At 68.5% G+C, this 21,512-nt stretch carries 19 protein-coding genes; 7 read left to right on the forward strand and 12 right to left on the reverse strand.

All coding sequences use genetic code 11. The features are described from left to right. Positions 1-62 precede the first annotated feature (62 nt). A complete protein-coding gene (locus tag ACSX1C_RS15450; protein WP_369960405.1) occupies positions 63-443 on the forward strand; it encodes a DUF3301 domain-containing protein in 381 nt (126 codons plus the stop codon). 9 nt (positions 444-452) lie between these two features. On the opposite strand, the gene blaOXA is transcribed toward ACSX1C_RS15450, so the two are convergent. The 3 genes from blaOXA to ACSX1C_RS15465 all read right to left on the reverse strand — a co-directional run bounded on the left by blaOXA (position 453) and on the right by ACSX1C_RS15465 (position 3,274). Next, positions 453-1,235 carry a class D beta-lactamase gene (gene blaOXA / locus ACSX1C_RS15455; RefSeq protein ID WP_439886866.1) on the reverse strand — a complete coding sequence of 261 codons (783 nt, stop codon included), beginning with the start codon at positions 1,233-1,235 and terminating at the stop codon, positions 453-455. A 77-nt stretch (positions 1,236-1,312) separates the two neighbouring features. Further along, positions 1,313-2,191, reverse strand: coding sequence for an alpha/beta fold hydrolase (locus ACSX1C_RS15460; RefSeq protein WP_439886867.1), 879 nt, complete (start codon positions 2,189-2,191; stop codon positions 1,313-1,315). Between the two features lie 117 nt (positions 2,192-2,308). Then, complete coding sequence (locus ACSX1C_RS15465) at positions 2,309-3,274, reverse strand: CobW family GTP-binding protein (protein ID WP_439886868.1); 966 nt, start codon at positions 3,272-3,274, stop codon at positions 2,309-2,311. A 116-nt stretch (positions 3,275-3,390) separates the two neighbouring features. Between ACSX1C_RS15465 and ACSX1C_RS15470 the strand changes: the two genes are divergently transcribed. Beyond that, entirely contained in the window at positions 3,391-3,744 is a 354-nt protein-coding gene (locus ACSX1C_RS15470) for an NADH:ubiquinone oxidoreductase (protein ID WP_439886869.1), read from the forward strand. A gap of 14 nt (positions 3,745-3,758) precedes the next feature. On the opposite strand, the gene ACSX1C_RS15475 is transcribed toward ACSX1C_RS15470, so the two are convergent. Then, positions 3,759-4,397: a DUF1826 domain-containing protein gene (locus ACSX1C_RS15475; protein WP_439886870.1), complete on the reverse strand. Its 639-nt coding sequence runs from the start codon at positions 4,395-4,397 to the stop codon at positions 3,759-3,761. Next, the gene (zigA, locus tag ACSX1C_RS15480) at positions 4,397-5,602 is read right to left on the reverse strand and encodes a zinc metallochaperone GTPase ZigA (protein WP_439886871.1); all 1,206 of its coding nucleotides are present in this window, start codon (positions 5,600-5,602) and stop codon (positions 4,397-4,399) included. The genes ACSX1C_RS15475 and zigA overlap by 1 nt, the downstream gene beginning before the upstream one ends. A 113-nt stretch (positions 5,603-5,715) precedes the next feature. On the opposite strand from zigA, the gene folE2 reads away from it, so the two are divergent. The 3 genes from folE2 to ACSX1C_RS15495 all read left to right on the forward strand — a co-directional run bounded on the left by folE2 (position 5,716) and on the right by ACSX1C_RS15495 (position 9,483). Continuing rightward, a complete protein-coding gene (gene folE2, locus ACSX1C_RS15485; protein WP_439886872.1) occupies positions 5,716-6,666 on the forward strand; it encodes a GTP cyclohydrolase FolE2 in 951 nt (316 codons plus the stop codon). 184 nt (positions 6,667-6,850) lie between these two features. After that, the gene (locus tag ACSX1C_RS15490; RefSeq protein ID WP_439889430.1) at positions 6,851-8,749 is read left to right on the forward strand and encodes a DUF294 nucleotidyltransferase-like domain-containing protein; all 1,899 of its coding nucleotides are present in this window, start codon (positions 6,851-6,853) and stop codon (positions 8,747-8,749) included. Next, entirely contained in the window at positions 8,746-9,483 is a 738-nt protein-coding gene (locus ACSX1C_RS15495; RefSeq protein WP_439886873.1) for a 3'-5' exonuclease, read from the forward strand. Before ACSX1C_RS15490 ends, ACSX1C_RS15495 begins: the two co-directional genes overlap by 4 nt. A gap of 57 nt (positions 9,484-9,540) precedes the next feature. Here the strand turns inward: ACSX1C_RS15495 and ACSX1C_RS15500 are convergent, their stop codons facing one another. Continuing rightward, positions 9,541-11,199, reverse strand: coding sequence for a BCCT family transporter (locus ACSX1C_RS15500; protein ID WP_439886874.1), 1,659 nt, complete (start codon positions 11,197-11,199; stop codon positions 9,541-9,543). A gap of 248 nt (positions 11,200-11,447) precedes the next feature. Here ACSX1C_RS15500 and cls point away from each other — a divergent pair, with 248 nt between their 5' ends. Together cls and ACSX1C_RS15510 are read left to right on the forward strand one after the other, a co-directional pair. After that, complete coding sequence (gene cls / locus ACSX1C_RS15505; RefSeq protein ID WP_439886875.1) at positions 11,448-12,893, forward strand: cardiolipin synthase; 1,446 nt, start codon at positions 11,448-11,450, stop codon at positions 12,891-12,893. An 81-nt stretch (positions 12,894-12,974) separates the two neighbouring features. Further along, positions 12,975-13,712, forward strand: a complete 738-nt coding sequence (locus tag ACSX1C_RS15510; protein WP_439886876.1) for a substrate-binding periplasmic protein — start codon at positions 12,975-12,977, stop codon at positions 13,710-13,712. Here the strand turns inward: ACSX1C_RS15510 and ACSX1C_RS15515 are convergent. The 6 genes from ACSX1C_RS15515 to ACSX1C_RS15540 all read right to left on the reverse strand — a co-directional run bounded on the left by ACSX1C_RS15515 (position 13,709) and on the right by ACSX1C_RS15540 (position 21,472). After that, entirely contained in the window at positions 13,709-14,221 is a 513-nt protein-coding gene (locus tag ACSX1C_RS15515; RefSeq protein ID WP_439886877.1) for a GNAT family N-acetyltransferase, read from the reverse strand. The genes ACSX1C_RS15510 and ACSX1C_RS15515 overlap by 4 nt on opposite strands. A gap of 165 nt (positions 14,222-14,386) precedes the next feature. Continuing rightward, positions 14,387-14,779, reverse strand: coding sequence for a DUF1850 domain-containing protein (locus ACSX1C_RS15520; RefSeq protein ID WP_439886878.1), 393 nt, complete (start codon positions 14,777-14,779; stop codon positions 14,387-14,389). Beyond that, the gene (locus ACSX1C_RS15525; RefSeq protein ID WP_439886879.1) at positions 14,776-16,803 is read right to left on the reverse strand and encodes a TRAP transporter permease; all 2,028 of its coding nucleotides are present in this window, start codon (positions 16,801-16,803) and stop codon (positions 14,776-14,778) included. The genes ACSX1C_RS15520 and ACSX1C_RS15525 overlap by 4 nt, the downstream gene beginning before the upstream one ends. 177 nt (positions 16,804-16,980) lie before the next feature. Then, on the reverse strand, positions 16,981-17,934 hold the full coding sequence (locus ACSX1C_RS15530) for a TAXI family TRAP transporter solute-binding subunit (protein ID WP_439886880.1): 954 nt from the start codon (positions 17,932-17,934) through the stop codon (positions 16,981-16,983). A gap of 377 nt (positions 17,935-18,311) precedes the next feature. After that, positions 18,312-19,655, reverse strand: a complete 1,344-nt coding sequence (locus ACSX1C_RS15535) for a sigma-54-dependent transcriptional regulator (RefSeq protein WP_439886881.1) — start codon at positions 19,653-19,655, stop codon at positions 18,312-18,314. Positions 19,656-19,723: 68 nt separating this feature from the next. Further along, positions 19,724-21,472: a sensor histidine kinase gene (locus ACSX1C_RS15540; RefSeq protein WP_439886882.1), complete on the reverse strand. Its 1,749-nt coding sequence runs from the start codon at positions 21,470-21,472 to the stop codon at positions 19,724-19,726. Between the last annotated feature and the right edge of the window lie 40 nt (positions 21,473-21,512).

Here is a 21,512-nt window from a genome sequence, read left to right on the forward strand (position 1 = left end):
CCCGCCGGCCTGGCAGAATGCGGGATGACCCCGGCCGATCTCCATGGCCGCCTGGAGCCCCCATGCTGACCCTCGGCAATATCTTCGTCCTGATGCTGCTGGCCACCGCCGGCGCCTGGTTGTGGCACGCCCACGGCCTGCGCGAGCGCGCCCTGGCCCTGGTCAAGCAGCACTGCGCCAAGGCCGATGTCGAGTTGCTCGACGGTAACGTCGCCCTGCGCAAGATCACCCTGCTGGCCGACGCCCGCGGGCGCAAGCGCCTGGCCCGGGTCTACGGCTTCGAGTTCACCGTCACCGGCGAGCAGCGCCACGCCGGCAGCATCGTCATGTTCGGCCAGCAGCTGGGCCGTATCGAGCTGGCGCCGCACCCCTTCAATGCCCCGCCGGCGGACAATCCCCGGGTGATCGAACTGGAGCGCTGGCGCCGCGAGCGCGAGCGCTGAGGCCTGGGGCTACAGCAGCCCCAGGGCACGCAGGCTGGCCTTGCCCAGGGCCACGCGCTCGGGCAGCGCGGCCTGGTCATGGATGTCCATGTTCAGCGCGAAGCTGTAGCGCTTGCCGTCCTGCTCCAGCCAGCCCACCCACCAGCCGAGGGCCGGCTCGACGGACGTGGCCCACCCCGTCTTGCCGTACAGGCGCCAGCCCGGCCCCTGCTCGAGCAGGCTGATCTCCCGCACCTTGGCCTGAATGGCCGGCTCCAGGGGCAGCCGATCCTGGCTCAGGCGGGCGAGAAACTCGCTCTGTTCCACGGCGCTGATCGCCAGCGGCCCGTCCAGCCAGAACCTGTCGACTACAGTGCCGACCTCGCCGTTGCCATAGCCCAGGGCCGCGACCTGGCGGCGCATGCGCGGCAGGCCGATACGCCGCGCCAACGCCTGGTACACGGGCAGGTTGGACACCCTGATCGCCTCGCGCAGGCCCATGTCGCGCTCCCAGCTCTTGAGGAACCTCGGCGTGCCGTCGTAGGGGAACACCTCGTCGACGCTGGCGACCGCGCCCGTCGCCAGGCCGATCAGGCTGTTGGCGACCTTGAAGGTGGAGGCCGGCGGGTAACGGGTTTCCGCGCGCCGGCGATTGTGTCCCTGCAGCTGCTCGCTGCCGACTTCGTGGAGGACGAAGGTGCCCGTCGCCCCGGCACGGGCGAAGGCCTGGTCCAGCGCCGGGCTGTCCTGCCAGTCCAGGGCCTGGACGTGGCCGGCCAGCACCAGCAAGGCGCTGCAAAGCATGCGTTTCATGATCGTTCCCGGTGATTGAGCCCGCAGCCTAGACCACACCGCCCTCCAGCGGTTCCGCGCGGCCCTGGCGGGTCGCATCAACCGGCCGCCTGGAGAAACGCCCGCACCCGCTCGGCGGCGGCGTCCGGTTGCTCCTGCATGAAGCAATGCCCGCCCGCCACCACCTGGGCATGCACATGGGGATTGCCGGCGCACCAGCGCGCCACCGACTTGGCGACGAAGGGATAGCTGCGCTGGCCATAGAGCACCTGGGTCGGCGTCAGCACCTTGGCCAACGACGGCCACAGACGCTTGGGAAACGAGCCGAAGATATCCGCCTCGCGGCTCGGCCGGCATTTGAGCTCGACGCCGTCCTCGGTGTCTTTCAGGGCATGGTTGATATAGGCCTCGAACGCCGCCTCGCTCCAGCCGCGGAACATGCCGCGGCCGTGCAGGGCGGCATGGGCGGCGAGGCGATCCGGCCACTGCCGGCGGCGCTTGCGCGCCTTGCTCGCCAGGGTGTTGCGCCGGGCCAGGCCGACCACATCGGACAGCGCCATCACGCCGATCATCGCCGGGGTGAAGAGCACCGGGTCGAGCAGCACCGCGCGCTGGAACAGCTGCGGCTGCTGGGCCAGCATCAGGCTGCTGAGCACCCCGCCGAAACTGTGGCCGACGGCATGCACGGGCACCGCACCGAAGGCGCCGCGGCCCTGGGCGAAGGCCTCCAGGGCCAGCTCGGCGCTGCGGTTCCAGCCGTGGAAGCGGCCGCCATGGTCGCTGTCGCCATGCCCCTGCACGTCGCACAGCCAGAGGTCGAAGTCCTCGGCCAGGCGCTCCAGCATGGGCTCGTAGACGCGCCCGCAATAGCCGTTGCCGTGCAGGAAGTGCAGCAGCGGCTTGCCACTGGGGTGCGAGTGCCAACCGCGCAGGGTGAAACCGGCGGAACAGGCATGGGACCAGGACTCTAGATGCATGGTGGTATTCGGCGATCAAGGGACGACAGCCAAGCTTATCAGGCCTGCGCCGGTGACCCGCCGGTTCTGCCGCGTATGCGCCATGACGGGCCCCGGATGGCGAAGAGGCCGCGGCTCTCAGGTCAGACGGCAGCGGCCGAAGGCGGAGGACAGGGCAGCGGCATCCTGTGCCTCGGCGAAGATCAGCTCCAGGCGCGAATCCTGGCGCCAGGCGCTGGCCTGCCAGTGCAGGGGCCGGCCATCCAGGGCATTGGCCGACAGCCAGCCGGCGTCGGTGTGCAGCACCAGCTTGGCGCGGCGCCAGGGCAGGGTCTCGAGCCACTGCTGCACCCGTTGCCGCACGAAGCGCTGACTGGAGTGCCAGGTCCAGCCGATGCTCCAGCCTTCCGGGCCCACCTGGGTCTGGCAGATCGGCGCGTCCACCGCGGGCCGGATACTCGGCAGCGGCGCGCTCGACTCGGGCACGTCCGGCAGCTCGATGCCGGCCGCCACGCTGCCGGCATAGCCCGGCAGAGCCGCCAGTGGCAGCACCGCCTGGCTGGTCCAGCGCAGCGGCCGTTGCGGCAGCCGGGCCAGGACCCGCGCCCTGGCCTTCTCGTCCAGGCCTTCGGCCTTGTTCAGCAGCAGCAGGCCGGCCGCCTCCAGCGCCGCCTGCTGGCTGTCGGCCAGGGGTTGACCGGCGGCCAGGGCTGCGGCATCGAGCACCAGCAGCGCCGGCTGCACGGCCAGCACCCCGGCCCAGGGCGGTTGACGCAGTTGCGCCAACAGCTGCAGCGGGTGGCCGAGTCCGGACGGCTCGATCAGCAGGCGCTGCGGCCGGGCCCTGCGCAGCAGACGGCCCAGGCCGACCTGGAAGGGCACGCCGTTGACGCAACACAGGCAGCCGCCGGCCACCTCGCCGAGGGCCACGCCGTCGGCGTCGCTGGCGAGCAGGGCGGCGTCCAGGCCGATCTGGCCGAACTCGTTGACCAGCACCGCCCAGCGCTCGTGCGCCGGCCGCTGCGCCAGCAACTGGCGAATCAGGCTGGTCTTGCCGGCGCCCAGGGGGCCACCGATCAGGTGGGTGGGGATATGATTGAGCATGGGCCTATGGTGCGGCTTTACCGCGGCGAGGAGAAGGGCGGGCTGCCGACGCCATGCGCTGACGCCGCAAAGTCCCCGTGCTAGAGTCGCCGGCACACGAACCCGGAGCCCATACGATGCGTCGTCTAGCGCCGCTGATCCTCTGTAGCCTGTCCTCCCTGGCCTGGGGCGAGGCCTGCGTGATTCACAGCCAGGCCGAACGCCTGGACGTCAAGGTCTGTCAGCAGAACCGCAGCATCCCGCCGAACCTGTTCCGCAGCGGCTTCTGTCAGCCCCAGCTGAAAGGCCAGAAGGTCGAGGTGGCCTTCGTCGAGCAGTGCCCGCTCGGCGCCTTCGGCGTCTGTCGCAGCGCCAAGGTCGGTGGCACCCCCTACCAGCAGGACATCCACTACTACGGCGTGGCCACCGACGCCAACTACCTGAAACCCTTCTGCGAGGGGCAGAACCGCGGCGTCTGGATGGCGCGCTGACGCCCCGCGGCCGTTCACTCCAGCCAGTCCAGGGTCAGCAGCAGACGCCGCTGACCGGGGACCGGTTGCGGCGAGCGATGGATCAGCCCGCGGCCCTCGTTACCCAGCCAGCCCTCGCCCTTGAGCAACGCCACATGGCCGCTCTCGAGCTGCTCGATCGGCGCCACCTGCCCCTCGGCAGCCGCCTGGCCCAGCCCCGCGCGCGGCAGCACGCCCTCCTTCAGCCACTGGCTGCCGCCGCCGGCATAGCTGGTGACCAGGCGCAGGGGCACCCGGTCGACATGAAAGCGCGGACACATGGCCCGGTCCAGCGCGCGCAGGCGCAGGCCGATCAGGCGGGCATCGAGCAGGCAGGCATAGGCCCGCACCAGCCAGGCGACATCGGCGCGAAACGCCTGGCAGCCGGGTAGCTCATCGAAACCGGCGAGCAGCCCCCGCAGGTCCGGCTCGGCATCCTCGGCCGCCAGCTCCAGGGTCAGGCTGTGCGCCAACGGCGCGCCCGTGGCCAGCAGTTGCGCGGCGAAGCTGGCGACCCGGGGCTCCAGCCGGCGCTGCCAGACCGCCAGGTTGACGTCATCGCGCAGCACCTCGGTCAGCACCTGCATCCGCTCCCCCGCCACCTGGCGTGGCAAGGGTCGATACGGCGCCGGCATCAGTCGGCCTCCTGCTGCCAGGGCCCGAACGGATCGGGCATGACGCGCCAGGCCTCCGGGCCCTGGGCCAGCTCGCCGTCGTCGAGCAAACAGGCGTCCAGTTCGGCGTTGAGACGAGTGAAATCGATATGCTGGCCGATGAACACCAGTTCCTGGCGGCAGTCACCGACCGTGGCGTGCCACTTGCCCAGGATCGTCGCCTGGCCCTCTTCGTCCTGCGGCCACTGCGCCTTGGGCACGAAGCGCCACCAGCGGCCGGCATAGCCATGCCGCATCAGGCCGCCGGCCTGGGACCAGCTGCCGGCCTCCTCGGGCTTGCTCGCCAGCCAGAAGAAACCCTTGGAGCGCAGCAAGCGGCCATTGCTCCACTCCCGAGAGAGGAAATCGAAGAAGCGTTCGGGATGAAACGGCCGACGCGCCTGGTAGGCGCCGGAAGCGATGCCGTATTCCTCGGTCTCCGGCATCTGCTCGCCGCGCAGCTGCTTGAGCCAGCCGGGCGCCTGGGCGGCGCGGGCGAAGTCGAAGCGACCGGTGTCGAGTATTCGCGCCAGCGGCACCTGGCCCATGACCATGGGCCAGATTTCGGCCTCGGTATTGAGGCCTCGCAGAATGGCGCTCAGCTCCTCGCGCTCGGCACTGGAGATCAGGTCGGTCTTGCTGATCAGGATGACGTCGGCGAACTCCACCTGCTCGATCAGCAGATCGGTGATCGAGCGCTGGTCGTCCTCGCCGAGGGTTTCGCCACGGCTGACCAGGCTTTCGGCGGCGTGAAAGTCGCGCAGGAAGTTGACCCCATCCACCACCGTCACCAGGGTGTCGAGGCGCGCCAGATCCGCCAGGCTCTGGCCCTGTTCGTCGCGAAAGGTGAAGGTCTCGGCCACCGGCAAGGGCTCGGAGATGCCGGTGGACTCGATCAGCAGGTAGTCGAAGCGGCCGTCGCGGGCCAGGCGGCTGACCTCTTCAAGCAGGTCCTCGCGCAGGGTGCAGCAGATGCAGCCGTTGCTCATCTCCACCAGCCTTTCCTCGGTGCGGCTCAGGCCGACATCGCGCTGCACCTCGTGGCCATCGATGTTGATCTCGCTCATATCGTTGACGATCACCGCGACCCTGAGCCCTTCGCGGTTCTTCAGGATGTGATTGAGCAGGGTGCTCTTGCCGGCGCCGAGAAAGCCGGACAACAGGGTAACGGGGAGGCGCTTGGGCACGATGGAACTCCAGGGCTAGAGGCGGCAGTGGTCGAGTTGCGCGGGATCGTCCCGGCAACATATTATTTGTTATAACATAACACCAATGATTCGACACTGCCCCCGGAACTCCGATGACTGCCCAGATACTCCCGGACATCGCGTCCCATGCCACAGCCCATGACCTACCCCTGGACTGGGTCGGCATGGGCGCCATCGCCCTGCCTGTGCTGCTGCTCGGGCAGCGCATCAATGCCCGCGCCGACGCCGGCGTCAGCCTGGACAATGGCGGCAGCCGCGGCATTCACATGTCGCGGCTCTACCTGGCCCTGCAAATCCTGGAACATCGGTCCCTGACCCCGGCGCTGCTGCAGCAGGTGCTGGAAGACTTCCTCGCCAGTCACGACGGCCTGTCCGAGACGGCCTACCTGAGTCTGCGCGGCGAGGTCCTGCTGCAGCGTCCGGCCCTGGTCAGCGCGCTGGCCGGCTGGAAGTCCTACCCCTTCGAGGTGCACGCACGCCAGGATCGGCGCGGGTTCCACGTGGAACTGCAGCTGACCCTGGCCTACTCCTCGACCTGTCCCTGTTCCGCTGCCCTGGCCCGCCAGCTGATCCAGCGACGCTTCGTCGAGGACTTCGCCGACCAGGCACTCGATCACGAGCGCCTGCTGGCCTGGCTCGGTTCGACCCAGGGCATCCTCGCCACGCCCCACAGCCAACGCAGCCACGCGACCCTGCGCGTGCGCCTGGAAAAAGGCGCCGACGACCTGCCGCTGCTCGAGCTGCTCGACGCCGCCGAACGGGCTCTCGGCACTGCCGTGCAGACTGCGGTCAAGCGTGCCGACGAGCAGGCCTTCGCCCTGGCCAACGGGCAGAACCTGATGTTCTGCGAAGACGCCGCCCGCCGCCTGCACCAGGCCCTGGGCCAACAGCCCCGGCTGCAGGCTTTCACGGTGCGGGTGGTGCATGCCGAGAGCCTGCATGCCCACGATGCCCAGGCCGAAAGCCACTGGCAGCGGGGCGAATCGCCGCTGAGCGCGCCACGGCTAGGCTTCGGCGACAGCCCCCGGTTGGGCAGCGCTTAACGCCCGGTTGGACTGCACGCCATGGATCGCCCGCCGGACGGCGGCAACAATGCCTGAGGGCCCGCCTGGGCTCTACTCCTCGATTGGCGTGCAGCGACCCGAGTTCGTCGCAGCACAGCGGGCATAATGCGGCAATAGCGGTTATGGTCTTGCCTTGACCACCGATCCAGCCAGCGAGGAGCGCATGCAGGTCGAAATCATCGAAATACGCGACCATCTGAGTCGTTACGCGCCCTTCGACGCGTTGCCGGAGGAGGTCGTCGATGACATCGCCCGGCAGGTGGAGGTCGGCTACTTCAAGGCCGGCAGCGACATCCTCAGCTACGGCGAGCCGATCGAGGACCTGCACTACATCCGCAGCGGCGCCGTGGAGATCTACCGGCGCAATGGCGAGCTCTACAACCGTCTGGCCGAGGGCGAGGTGTTCGGCCAGTTCGGCCTGCTGCGCGGCCACAAGGTGCGCCTGCCGGCCAGGGCCATCGAAGACAGCCTGATCTACTTCATTCCCGGCGGCCTGTTCGAACAGCTGTGCGAGACCTACGACCACTTCGCCGACTTCGTCGAGGCCGAGGGCCTGTCGCGCCTGAAATCCAAGGAAGCGCCCCAGGGCACGGCCACGGAACTGCTGAGCATCGAGGTGCGCAAACTCATCACCCGGCGCACGGTCAGCGTGCCCGTGGGCACCTCGGTGCAGGACGCCGCGCGGGTGATGACCGAGCACGGCGTGTCGTCACTGGTGATCTTCGGCTCGACTCCGGCCGCCGACACGGGCCCCCGGCAGACCCAGATCATGGCCGGCATCACCACCGACCGCGACCTGCGCACCCGGGTGCTCGCCGAAGGCCTGCCCCTCGACACCCCGGTCGACCAGGTGATGTCGCCCAACCCGATCACCATCCAGGCCGAGGACTCGGTGTTCGAAGCCATGCTGTGCATGCTGCGCAACAACATCCACCACCTGCCGGTGGTGCATCGCCAGCGCCCTGTCGGGGTCATCAACCTCTCGGACATCATCAAGTACGAGTCGCAGAGCAGCCTGTATCTGGTCAATACCATCTTCAACCGCAAGTCGGTGGTCGAGTTGCAGGCGCTGCTGCCGGATCTGCGCGCGACCTTCCTGCGCATGGTCAACGAAGAGGCCAACTCCCACATGATCGGCAGCGCCATGTCGGGCATCGGCCGCAGCCTCACCCAACGCCTGCTGGAGCTGGCCGAGGAAGAACTCGGCCCGCCCCCGGTGCCCTACTGTTTCATGGCCCTGGGCTCCATGGCCCGCGACGAGCAGCTGATAGTCACCGACCAGGACAACGCCCTGGTCCTCGACAACCGTTTCGACCCGCGGGTGCACGACGAGTACTTCCTCAAGCTGGCGACCTTCGTCAGCGACGGCCTGGCGGCCTGCGGCTACAGCTATTGCAAGGGCGGGATCATGGCCACCAACCCCAAGTGGCGCCAGCCGCTGCGGGTGTGGAAAGGCTATTTCAACCAGTGGATCGAGCAACCCAACCCGGAGACCCTGCTCAACGCCTGCATCTTCTTCGATCTGGACAGCGTCTACGGCGAGGCCGGGCTGGTCGAGAGCCTCAAGGAGCTGCTGGCCGAGAAGGCCAGCCGCAACCCCATGTTCCTCGCCAGCCTGGCGCGCAACGCGCTCAACCGCACCCCGCCACTGGGCTTCTTCCGCACCTTCGTGATGGAGAAGGACGGCCAGCAGAACAACATCATCAACCTCAAGGGCCGTGGCACCGCGCCGCTGACCGACCTGATCCGCGTGCACGCGCTGGCCTGCGGCTCCAAGGCGCAGAACTCCCTGGAGCGCCTGGATGCCATCGGCGAAACCAAGCTGCTGACCGAGGAGGCAATCACCCAGCTGCGCCATGCCCTGGAGTTCCTCTCCATCGTGCGCATTCGCCACCAGGCCATGGACCTGCAAGAGGGCCGCGACCCGGACAACTACATCGAACCGGAGAAAATTTCCTCCAGCGACCGGCATGACCTCAAGTCGGCCTTCCAGGTGCTGAGCAATGCGCAGCGCTTCCTGCGTTTCCGCTATCCGGGACAAGAACCGGGGCGGCCGCTATGAGCCTGCCCGAAAGCCTGCGCAAGACCAGCCATGGCGTGATCCCGGACTGGCCGAAAATACTCGGCGATCTGGCGGAGAGCACCCGCGATGAACGGCTGGCGCGCTTCTACCGGGCCGGCACGGTAAGCGCCGATACGCCGCTGGAGCAGGTGCCGTTGCTCGCCCTCGATGTGGAGACCACCGGCCTGGACAGCCAGCGCGACTCGATCGTCAGCCTCGGCCTGGTGCCCTTCAATCTGCAGCGCATCCGCTGCGGCGCGGCCAAGTACTGGGTAGTCAAACCGGTGTGCGAACTGAGCAGCCAGTCGGTGACCTTCCATCACATCACCCACTCGGATATCCGCGATGCGCCGCCCCTGGCCAACGTGCTCGACGAACTGCTGGCCGCCATGGCCGGCAAGGTGGTGGTGGTGCACTACCGGCGCATCGAACGCGGCTTTCTCGATCAGGCCATGCGCCAGCTGGTCGGCGAAGGGCTGCACTTCCCGCTGATCGACACCATGCAACTGGAGGCCCGCCTGCACCTGGGCAAGCACCGTCCGGGCTGGCTGGACCGGCTGCTGGGCAAGAAGCCCGTGTCGATCCGCCTGGCCGACAGCCGCCTGCGCTATGGCCTGCCGCTGTACCAGGCCCACCACGCCCTGACCGATGCCCTGGCCACCGCCGAACTGCTGCAGGCCCAGGTGGCCAGCCTCGACGCGGCACAGATCGCCGTCGGCGAACTCTGGCAATAAAAAGGCGTGCCCGCCGGGCACGCCTTCTTCACCGCTGAAGCCGGACAGGCACCGCGCTTAGCGCGGTTCCGACATCAGCCCCTTGACGATGGACACGCAGCCCACCAGCAACACGATGGTGAACGGCAGGCCGGTGGACACCGCCATCGCCTGCAGGGCCACCAGACCACCGCCGAGCAGCAGGGCGATGGCCACCACGCCTTCGAGGATCGCCCAGAACGCCCGCTGCGGCACCGGCGCGTTGACCTTGCCGCCGGCGGTGATGGTGTCGATCACCAGGGAACCGGAGTCCGAGGAGGTGACGAAGAACACGATCACCAGGACGATGCCGATGAAGGAGCTGATCTCGGTCAGCGGCAGCTGGCCGAGCATGGAGAACAGCTTCAGCTCCAGGGCCGCGTCCTGCACGCCGGTGAAGCCGTCGCCGATCAGCTGGCTGAGCGCCGTGCCGCCGAAGGCGGTCATCCACAGCACCGAGACCAGGGACGGCACCAGCAGCACCGCGATGAGGAACTCGCGCACCGTGCGGCCACGGCTGACCCGGGCGATGAACATGCCCACGAACGGCGACCAGCTGATCCACCAGGCCCAGTAGAAGGCGGTCCAGCCCTGGCTGAAGTTGGCGTCTTCGCGGCCGAAGGGGTTGGACAGCGCCGGCAGGTTCACCACATAGCTGCCCAGGTTGCTGAAGAAGCCGGTGACGATCGCCAGGGTCGGACCGGCGATGATGATGAACAGCAGCAGCAGCAGGGCCAGCACCATGTTGATTTCCGACAGGCGCTTGACCCCCTTGTCCAGGCCGGCCATCACCGATATCAGGGCGATGGCGGTGATGCCGACGACGAGCAGCACCTTGCTGGTGTTGTCGGCGGTGAAGCCGAACAGGTAGTCGAGACCGGCGGCGGCCTGCTCGGCGCCCAGGCCCAGGGAGGTGGCCAGGCCGAACAGGGTGGCAAACACCGCGAGGATGTCGATCACGTGCCCCGGCCAACCCCAGACCCGCTCGCCGAGCAGCGGATAGAAGATCGAGCGGATGCTCAGCGGCAGGCCCTTGTTGAAGGAGAACAACGCTAGGGACAGCGCGACGATGGCGTAGATCGCCCAGGGGTGCAGGCCCCAGTGGAAGATGGTGGCGGCCATGCTCAGGCTGGCGGCGGCCTCGGCATCGCCGGCGGCGGCGCCCAGGGGCGCCCAGTCGGTACGCACGCCGTTCTCGACGCTGGTGCCGCCCAGGGCCGAGGAGAAGTGCGACATAGGTTCGGCCACGCCGTAGAACATCAGGCCGATGCCCATGCCGGCGGCGAACAGCATGGCGAACCAGCCGGAGTAGGAATAGTCCGGCACGGCCTCGCGACCGCCCAGACGCACCTTGCCCAGCGGCGAGACGATCAGCCCCAGGCAGAGCAGCACGAAGATATTCGCCGAACCGAGGAAGAACCAGGCCAGGTTGCTGGTCAACCAGCCGCGGATGGCGGTGAACAGCGGCTCGACCTCGCTTTGCAAGGCCAGGGTCAGCACTACGAACAGTACGGAGGCCAGGGCCGAAATGCTGAAGACCTTGCCGTGGATGTCCAGGTCGAAGAGATACCGCCCCTTGATGTTGTCCTGACCGATGACGTAGTCGGTGTCGATCAGATTCGCCGCCCCAGTCGGCGCCGGGATGCTATCCAGGCTGTCCGCTGGCGGGGCCGTGCCCTGCGCAGGATCTTTTGCCATGTGATGTGCTCCTTAAAATGCATTTGGCTCGCAGATAAGCGTAGACGGAGGCCGACGCTCTGCTCGAATCAACCGGTCTTGGCCCGGTTGAACGATAAGCCTAACAGCACAGTCGTAAAACAATCGGTCCGTGCGCGGCACTGTCCATAGCGAGAACGTCAGGTATTGCCGCTGCGCCCCCGGTTGGTGCCACACTGCGACACGGCCCTGGCCCCTTTCCAACCGGCCTCCGCATCACAGGAACACGCATGCTCACGGACTTCGGCATCCCCCATTTGTTCACCTACCTGATCGCCGCCATCCATGCCCTCGGCGTGCTGGCGGCCATCCACGCGGTGTTCACCGTGCGCACCGCCCAGGGCGCCATCGCCTGGGCGGTATCGCTGTTCTTCATGCCCTACCTGACCCTGCTGCCCTATCTGGTATTCGGCCGCAGCCGCTTCGACGCCTATATCAAGGCCCGGCGCCTGGCCGACCAGGAAATGCACCGGGCCATGGCCCAGCTGAACTGGCGCCCCTGGGTCGAGGAGGCCCTCACCGCCAGCGAGTCCAAGGCCTTCCGCCGCCTGCGCGCCCTGCCGCGCCTGGGGCAGATGCCCTGCCTGGCGAACAACCAGGTGCGCCTGCTGATCGACGGCGAGGCGACCTTCGCGGCGATCTTCGCCGCCCTGGCCGAGGCCCGCCAGGTCATCCTGCTGCAGTTCTTCATCGTCCGCGACGACGCCCTGGGCCGGCGCCTGCACGCCCTGCTGCTGGACCGGGCCCGCGCCGGGGTGCGGGTGTACTTCCTCTATGACGGCATCGGCAGCCACGCCCTGCCGCGCCCGTACATCGACAGCCTGCGCCTGGCCGGGGTGCAGATCCACGCCTTCCCCACCCGCGGCGGCCTGCTCAACCGCTTCCAGCTGAACTTCCGCAACCACCGCAAGATCGTGGTGGTCGACGGCGAGCGCGGCTTTCTCGGCGGGCATAACGTCGGCGATGCCTACCTGGGGCTCGAGCCGCCCCTGGCGCCCTGGCGCGACACCCATGTCGAGGTGCGCGGCCCGGTGGTGGCCTGCCTGCAGGAATCCTTCGCCGAGGACTGGTTCTGGGCCACCCGGCAGATGCCGCCGCTGCTATTGCCCGCGGCCTACCCCGGTAGCGGCATGCTCTGCCAGGTGATCACCAGCGGCCCGGCCGACGCCCAGGAGACCGGCTCGCTGCTGTTCGTCGAGGCGATCCACGCGGCGCGCGAGCGCATCTGGATCACCAGCCCCTACTTCGTCCCCGACGAGGCCCTGTTCAGCGCCCTGCGCCTGGCGGTGCTGCGCGGCGTCGACGTGCGCATCCTGCTGCCGGCCCGCGCCGATCACCGGATGGTCTACGCCGCCTCCAGCCTCTACGCCTTCGAGGCGCTGCGCGCAGGGGTCCGGGTGTTCCGCTACCTGCCGGGCTTCCTGCACCAGAAGGTGATGCTGATCGACCGCGGCGCCTGCGCCATCGGCAGTGCCAACCTGGACAACCGCTCGTTCCGCCTGAACTTCGAGATCACCCTGCTCACCGTCGACGACGAGTTCGCCGCCCAGGTCGCGCAGATGCTCGAGGAGGACTTCGCCCGTTCCCGGGAACTGGCCAACGCCGACCGACGCAAGGTGCACCGCCTGCAACAGCTGGCCATGCGCGTGGCGCGGCTGATCTCGCCGATACTCTGAACGGCGCAAACAGCGGTCCGGGCTATGGTTAGAGCTGAACGCCTGCGCAACGCATAGCACCTTCTCAGCGGGTACCTGCCGATGAAGACCTGGTCAGCGATGATCCTCTGTTCCAGCCTGTGGCTCGCCGCCGCCGGAACCCCGGCCGAGCAGTTCCGCGTCGGCGTCGAGCTGCAGCCCTACCTGCCCTACTTCGCCGTGCAGGACGGCCAGTACCGGGGCTACGCGCGGGAGCTGCTGGACGCCTTCGCCGCCGACCAGGGTCACCGCTTCGTCTATGTAGCCCTGCCGGTCAAGCGCCTGCTGGGCGACTACCTGGCCGGCCGGCTGGACTTCAAGTTTCCCGACCATCCGCAGTGGAAGGCCCGGCAGAAGCAGGGCCACCAGATCCGCTACAGCCGCCCCGTCGCCCCCTACCGCGACGGCGTACTGGTGCCGCCCGGCCAGCTCGGCCTGGGCAAGGCCCGGATCAGAGTGCTCGGCACCCACCTCGGCTTCACCCCCTGGCCCTACCTGGCCGATATCGAAGGCGGCCGCATGACCCTGACGCAGAGCAGCAGCATCGACTCGCTGCTGCGCATGGCCCTGAGCGGCCGTGTCGACGGCATCTACCTCAACCCCAAGGTGGCGCACCAGGCGCTGACCGCCGCCGGCCTGGCGGGCGATGCCCTGGTATTCGATGCCGATTTGCCCCATGTCGAGGATCACTATTACCTGTCCAGCCGCCTGCACCCCGAGGTGATCGCCGCGTTCGACCGCTTCCTGCAGCGGCACCCGCAACTGCTGCGGCGCTTGCAGGCCAAGTACGGGATCGACTAGTCGGCCGGCTCGACGCAGAGTTCCTCGCGATAGAGCCGCAGGCCGCGCGCCTGGTAGTTGGCCAGGGCACTGGGGTGATCGAAGGTGCAGGTGTGCACCCAGACCCGCCGGGTACCCGCCCAGGCCCAGGCCGACTGCAGGGCATGGGTCAGCAGCGGGCCGCCGAAGCCTCTGCCGACGAAGCTATCGACCAGGCCGAAATAGAGGATCTCCACTTCGCCCTCGGCATCGCGCAACAACTCGTAGTAACCGGCGATGGCACCCTGGTGATAGGCCACCCAGGTACGGTGCCCCGGCTGTTCGACCAGCGCCTGCCACTGTGCGTCGGACCAGCTCAGCTTGTCGGTCCAGGCCCAGGGGGCGCCCACCAGCTGGTAGAGAAAGCGATTGAAGCGGTACTGCTTGATCCGGCATTCGACGATGGCCAGGTCCTCGAGCATCGGCTTGCCGCGCAGCTGCGAGGGACAGTGCATGTCCAGGTAGTAGATGGTGTAGCGATGCTCGCTCATGTGTGCGTCCCTGCCGTGGCGCCCCGAAAGTCTGCCGAGACTAAACGAACGGAACCCCCAGCGGCCAGGCCGTCTGGGGGTTCGGTTGTGCTGTTGCCACCGGCGCTTGTGGCGCCGTGAGCGGGCGCGGCCTCGACCGGCGCCCAGGCCCTTATCCACAGGGGATCAGGGGGAGCCGAGCTCACAGCTCCAGAGTTCCAGCGCCGGCCGGCTCGCTTGTGGCGGGCCGAGCCAGTCGGCCATCGGCCGACAACGCTGGTCGAAACACAGTTGGTAGTCCCCCGCCTCGGGGGTTCGCCCCAAGCGCAGCGGTTGCAGGGGCGGTAACTGGCGACGGTAATGCCAGCTGCCCTCACGCAGTTCGGCGCCGTCCGGTATTTCCATGCCGGCGCCCGAACCCTTGACCCGCGCCTCGCCGAGCAACAGCCCCTCGGCGGTGACGCGGTAATCCTCCTCCCAGCGGACCTTCTCGATCGTGTGCTGCCAGGCCAGGGTGAACTCGGCCGTGGGCAGCTGTGCCCACACCGTCCCGGCCAGGCCCATGCACAGGCCGATCACACCGCGGCCGCCTGGGCGCGGCGACCGCGCCAGAAGTGCTGGGCGAGGAACAGCGCCGCCAGGGCGAAGCCGACCTCGTCGCTCATCGGCGTGGCCAGGATCAGGCTGGCACCGGCGGCGAAGCCCAGCGCGCGCTCCCACCAGGGCATCTTGGCGTGCAGGAAACCGGTGAACACCGCGCCCCACAGGCCGATGGCCACGGCCGCCTTGAACAGCATGTAGAGGGTCGCAAGCCAGCTGTCGCCCTGCAGCATCAGGGCCGGGTCGTAGACCGCCATGAAGGGCACGACGAAGCCGGCGATGGCGATGCGAATCGCCCACAGGCTGATCTTCAGGCCCTTCTCCTTGGCGATCGGCGCCGCGGCGAAGCAGGCCAGGGCCACCGGCGGGGTGAGGTCGGCCATGATGCCGAAGTAGAACACGAACATGTGCGAGACGATCAGCGGCACCCCCAGCTCCAGCAGCGCCGGCGCGGCGATCGAGCTGGTGATGATGTAGTTGGGGATGGTCGGGATGCCCATGCCCAGCACCAGGCAGGTGAGCATGGTCAGCACCAGGGAGAGGAACAGGTTGTCCTGGCCGATGGCCAGGATGTAGCCGGCGAAGGTCGAGGCCACCCCGGTCAGCGACACCACGCCGATGATCACCCCCACCAGGGCACAGGCGATGCCCACCGGCACCGCGTGGCGCGCGCCTTCGACCAGGGCGTGCAGGCAGATGGTCAGGGTGTCGTGACCGCCCTTGATGAACCAGCAGGTGGCCACCAGCAGCCCGACCACAGCGAACACCACGCCGATGCCGAGCTGGAAGAAGCCGGCGCAGAGCACCCCGAGGACGATCCAGAAGACCATGCGCAGGGCGGTCGAGGACACCCGCAGGATGATCGCCGAGCCGAGGATGACGATGGCGGTCAGGGCCAGGCCGACCATGCCGGAGAACAGCGGGGTGCGCCCGGAGAACAGCAGGTAGACCAGGATGAACAGCGGGATCAGCAGGTACCAGCGCTGCTTCACCGCGGCCCAGGGATCGGGGCACTGGTCCTTCGGCAGGCCCTGCAGGTTGGCGCGCTTGGCCTCCAGGTGGACCATCCAGAACACCGAGCCGAAGTACAGCAGTGCCGGCAGCAGCGCCGCCTTGGCCACCTCGAAGAAGGGCACGTTGATGGTCTCGGCCATGATGAAGGCCACCGCGCCCATGATCGGCGGCATGATCTGGCTGCCCATGCTCGAGGTGGCTTCCACGCCGCCGGCGAAGGCCGGCTTGTAGCCGAAGCGCTTCATCAGCGGGATGGTGAACTGACCGGTGGTGACCACGTTGGCCACCCCGGAACCGGTGATGGTGCCCATCAGCGCCGAGGACACCACCGAGACCTTGGCCGGACCGCCGAGCTTGTGGCCGAACAGGCCCATGGCGAAGTCGGTGAACAGCTTGATCATCCCGGCCTGCTCGAGGAAGGCGCCGAACAGGATGAACAGGAAGATGTAGGTGGCCGAGACATAGGTCGGCGTGCCGTAGAAGCCCTCGGTGCCGAAGGACAGCTGGTTGACGATCTGGTCCAGGCCATAGCCGCGGTGCGCCAGGTCCCCCGGCAGGTACTGGCCGAGCAGGCCATAGGCGAGGAACAGGCCGCAGATCAGCGGCAGGGCGATGCCCATCACCCGCCGCGCCGCCTCGAATACCAGGCCGATCAGCACCAGGCCGATAAACATGTCCATGCCGGTCAGGTCGCCGGAACGCTGGATCAGGTCGGCCTCGAACACCCACTGATAGGCGGCGGTGGCCATGCCGGCCAGGCCCAGCAGCCAGGCCAGCGGCTGCCAGGGCTGCTTGGCGCCGAAGGCCGGCACGCTGAGGAACACCGTCAGCAGCAGGAAGCCGACGTGCACCGCGCGCAGGACCTGGCTGGATACCGGGTGAAAGGCCGCGGTGATGATCTGGAAAGTCGAGAACAGCAGCGCCACGTAAAACAGCGCCTTGGGCCAGTCGCCCGGATGCGCCGCGAGGCCTTGGTTGTGTTCACTCATGGAGGTCGAACCCTCGTTACTACGTCGATGGGGCGAAAGAGCCGCTAACAAAACCTGCCGTGGGCTTCACGCTGGTTTTAGTAGCAGTTCTGCATCTGCCTGGATGGGGTGGCCGCGCAGCGGCCTGAGTCGGGTAGGGTGGGTCGGCCCGACCCACCCTACTCAACTGCAACAGCCTTACAGCGCGCCGGCTTCCTTGTAGAAGCGCTCGGCGCCCGGGTGCAGCGGGATCGGCAGGTGCTTCGCGGCGCTGTCCAGCTTGATGTCCTTGGCCGCGGAGTGGGCGTTGCCCAGGCGCTCGAGGTTGTCGAACATCAGCTTGGTCATCTGGTAGGCGACCTCGTCGGACACGCCTTCATGGCTGACCAGGATGTTGGTGATGGCCACGGTCGCCACCTCGGTGTCCTGGCCGTCGTAGGTGCCGGCGGGGATGGCGGCGGCCTGGTAGGCGGCGTTGCCGATCTTCGCGGTGACCTCGCCGGGAATGGCGACGAAGGTGATCGGCAGGGTCGCGGCCAGATCGCGGATGGCGGCCATGCCCAGGCCCGAGGACTGCAGGGTGGCATCCAGCTGGCGGTTCTTGATCAGCTCGACCGACTCGGCATAGGGCAGGAACTCGACCTTGCCCATGTCCTCGTAGCTCATCCCGGCGGCCGCAAAGATGGCGCGGGCGTTCAGCTCGGTGCCGGACTTCGGCGCGCCGACGGAGATGCGCTTGCCCTTGAGGTCGGCCAGGCTGGTGATGCCGGACTCCTTGCTGGCGACGATCTGGATGTAGTTGGGGTAGGTGGCGGCGATGGCGCGCAGCTTCTTCAACGGTGCCTTGAAGCCGGCGTCTTCCACGCCGTTCCAGGCGTCGGCCACCGAGTCGCCCAGGGCCAGGGCCAGTTCGCCGCGGCCTTGCTGCAGCAGGTTGAGGTTTTCCACCGAGGCCTTGGTCGCCTGCACCGAGGTCTTCGAGCCTTCGATGCCGTTGCTGTACAGCTGCGACAGGCCCACGCCGATCGGGTAGTACACACCGCTGGTGCCGCCGGTGAGGATGTTGATGAAGGTCGGTGCGGCGAGTACCGCGGTGCTGGCGGTGAGGGCCGCGGCGGCGGCGAGCAGGCTGAAACGCTTGGTCAGTCGCATGGATCAATCTCCGTCGTTGTTATGGCTTTGTGCAGAGTTTTCACTGTAGACGATGCCCCTGCGCCGCAGCGCCCGGGCCCGCACGGGTTCAGAGGGTGGCGCGAAGGCGCCAGGCGCCCGCACCGGACCCGGTGCGCAAGAGGGAGCGGAGAACGGCGAGGCGAGACGGGCTCGCGTAGGGGCAGTGGCAGTTCATGGGCAACACCTCTTGTCTTTCTTATGTTCGCCCGCACACAGGCTGTGCGTGGCTGACAAGGGCTATAGCAGATGCCGTGCCAGAGTGGCAAAGCCTCGGAATAGAGCGGTTGGCCTGGAGCCTGGGGGTATCGACCAGCAGGATTTCGCCGATCGCCGAACGGCCATCGGCAAGATCCCGCCTAGTCCTCGTCAACGCTGCCCGCCGGCCTGTAGCTGGCGCGCTGCAGGCCGTGGCGCTGCATCTTCTCGTTGAGGGTGCGCCGCGGCAGCTGCAGCAGGGCCATGACCTGGGCGATGTTGCCCTGGCAGCGCTGCAGCGCGTTGTGCAGGCACTGCGCCTCGAAGGCCTCCATCTGTTCGGCCAGCGACTGGCTGCCGACCTCCGGCTGCGGGGCGCTGAGGCCCAGGGCGTGGCGCTCGGCGGCGTTGATCAGCTCGCGCACGTTGCCCGGCCAGTCGTGGCCGAGCAGCCGCGCCAGTTCGCCGGGGGTCAGCGGCGGCGCCTCGCGGCCGTTGCGCTGGGCCGCCTGGCCGGCGAAGTGCTCGAACAACAGGGCGATGTCCTCGCGGCGTTCGCGCAGCGGCGGAATCTGCACGCTGGCCACGTTCAGCCGGTAATACAGGTCCTCGCGGAAACGCCCCGCGCGCACCTCGTCCAGCAGGTCCGGCTTTACCGCGCCGATCACCCGCAGGTCGACGCGGATGCTCTTGTTCGAGCCGAGGCGCTCCAGGGTCTTCTCCTGCAGCACGCGCAGCAACTTGACCTGCTGCGCCAGCGGCAGGCTCTCCACCTCGTCGAGGAACAGGGTGCCGCCGTCGGCATGCTCGATGCGCCCGACGCGCTTGCCCTGGGCGCCGGTGAAGGCGCCGCTCTCGTGGCCGAACAGCTCGCTCTCGAACAGCTGCTCCGGGATCGCCGCGCAGTTCAGGGCGACGAAGGGCTTGCCGGCGCGCGGGCTGAAGTCGTGCAGGCAGCGGGCCACGCGCTCCTTGCCGCTGCCGGTGTCGCCGCGGATCAGGACGTTCACCGAGGTGGCGGCCAGTTCCAGGACCTGCCGGCGCAGGCTCTCCATCGGCCTGGAGACGCCGAGCAGCTGCGCCTCGATGCGGTCCTTGAAGGCGACCTGCTGGCGCAGCTGGCGGTTCTCGCAGACCAGGCGGCGCTTGTCCAGGGCGCGGTGCACGCTGTCGAGCAGGCGCTCGGGGGTGAAGGGCTTCTCGATGAAGTCGTAGGCGCCCTGGCGCAGCGCCTGCACCGCCATGGGCACGTCGCCGTGGCCGGTGATCAGGATCACCGGCAGGTCGCGGTCCAGCGCCACCAGCTTGTCGAGCAGCTGCAGGCCATCGCTGCCGGGCATGCGCACGTCGCTGACCACTACCCCGGGGAAGTCGCGGTCGACCAGGGTCAGGGCCTGCTCGGCACCGGCGCAGCTCTGCACCCGGAAGCCGGACAGCTCCAGCCACTGCTGCACCGCCTCGCGGATCGCCGCCTCGTCATCGACCACTATCACCCGACCGCTCATAGCACCTCCTCACCCGATGGCCTCAGTGTATCGCGCCGAAGCGCCCGGCCGTAGCCGCAGGCCGTCACCTAGGGCGCCAGCGGCAGGCGCAGGCTGAACACCGCGCCCCGCTCGCCATTGGCCGCCTCCAGGCTGCCGCCCAGCTCGCGGACGATGCCGTAGGACACCGCCAGACCCAGGCCCAGGCCCTGGCCCACCGGCTTGGTGGTGAAGAAGGGCTCGAACACCTGGCCCAGCCGCTCGCCGGGGATACCGCCGCCGCTGTCCGCCACCGTCAGCAGGCACTGCTCGCCCTCGCGCCGCAGCACCAGGTCGAGTACCCGCCGCTCGGCGCCGGCCATGGCGTCCAGGGCGTTGTGCAGCAGGTTGAGCAGCACCTGCTCGAGGCGGATGGCATCGCCCAGCACCTGCAGCTCGCCGTCGATCGCGCGGCGCAGTTCCACCTGCTCGCTGCGCAGGCGCGGCGCCAGCAGCTGCAGGGCCTGCTCCAGCACCTCGCTCAGGCGCAGGCGCTCGGCGAGGCCGGCGGGGCTCTTGCGGGCGAAGGTCTTGAGGTGGCCGGTGAGTCCGGCCAAGCGCTGCAGCAGGCCGTCGATGCGCTGCAGGCCCTCGCGCACCTCGTTCTCGCGACCGCCGTCGAGCAGCAGGCGCAGACTGCCCAGTTGCATGCGCATGGCGGTCAGCGGCTGGTTGATCTCGTGGGCCATGGCCGCCGACATCTGCCCCAGGGCGGCCATCTTCGCCGCGTGCACCAGGCCCTCCTGGGCCTCGCGCAGCTCGGCGGTGCGCAGCGTCACCTCGCGCTCCAGGCGTTCGCGGATGCCCGCCTGCAGGCGCTGGTTCTTGCGCCGCTGGGCCAGGTAGAGGAGGAGGAAGGCCAGGGTCATCCACACCCCGGCGGCGGCCAGGCGATAGCTGCGCACGCTGTCGACCAGGGCCTGGGGCTCGACGAGCAGGTGCAGGGTCCAGTCCTCCTCCGGCAAGGCCAGGCGTTGCCAGAGGTAGTCGCGGCGGCCCTGCGGGCCATCGACCCGCCGCCACTCCGCGGTCGCGTCGATCCGGCGGCGCAGCTCGCTGGGCAAGGGTTGCAGCGCCTGTTCGGCGTACTTGCGCACCTCCACCAGCTCCGCCCGGTCCCGCTCGCTCAGCGGCTGCAGGGCGCGAAAGCGCCAGGCCGGGCGATTGCTGAGGATCACCACGCCATAGCTGTCGGCCACCAGCAGCACCCCGGCCTGCCCCGCCCACTCGCGCTGCAGCTCCTCCAGTTCGAGCTTGACCACCAGCACGCCGAGCACGCCGCCGGCGTCGTCGCGCACCACATGGGACAGGAAGTAGCCGGGAATCCCGGTGGTCACGCCGACCGCGAAGTAGCGCCCGGACGACTGACGCAGGGCATCCTGGAAATAGGGGCGGAAGGCGTAGTTGTTGCCGACGAAGCTGCTCCAGTCGCGCCAGTTGCTCGCCGCCAGGGCCTCGCCGCGCCGGTCGAGCAGGTACAGCACGTTGGAGCCGGCGGCGGCGTTGAGCCGCTCCAGGCGCTGATTGAGGGCATCGCGCAGCAGGCGGTCGTGGGGCGCGCGCAGCAGCGCCTTGATATCGCTGTCCAACGCCAGCACCTCGGGCACCGAGCGGAAGCGCTCGACCAGGGTGTGCAACGACTGGGCGTACAGCTGCAGCTGGCCGCGGGCCTCGAAGCTGCGCTCCTCCCAGGCGCGCCGCTCGGCATAGCGCCCGGCCAGCCAGATGCTGGCCAGCAGGCCGAGCAGGATCAGCAGCACGATCAGGACGACGCGATAACGCAGCAGGAAAGCGGGCATGCACGGCTCGACTCGGGACGGTCCCGCTATGCTAAGGCAA

It is taken from the genome of Pseudomonas sp. MBLB4123 (genome assembly GCF_051904775.1).
In the GTDB taxonomy this organism is placed as follows: Bacteria; Pseudomonadota; Gammaproteobacteria; order Pseudomonadales; family Pseudomonadaceae; genus Aquipseudomonas; species Aquipseudomonas benzenivorans_B.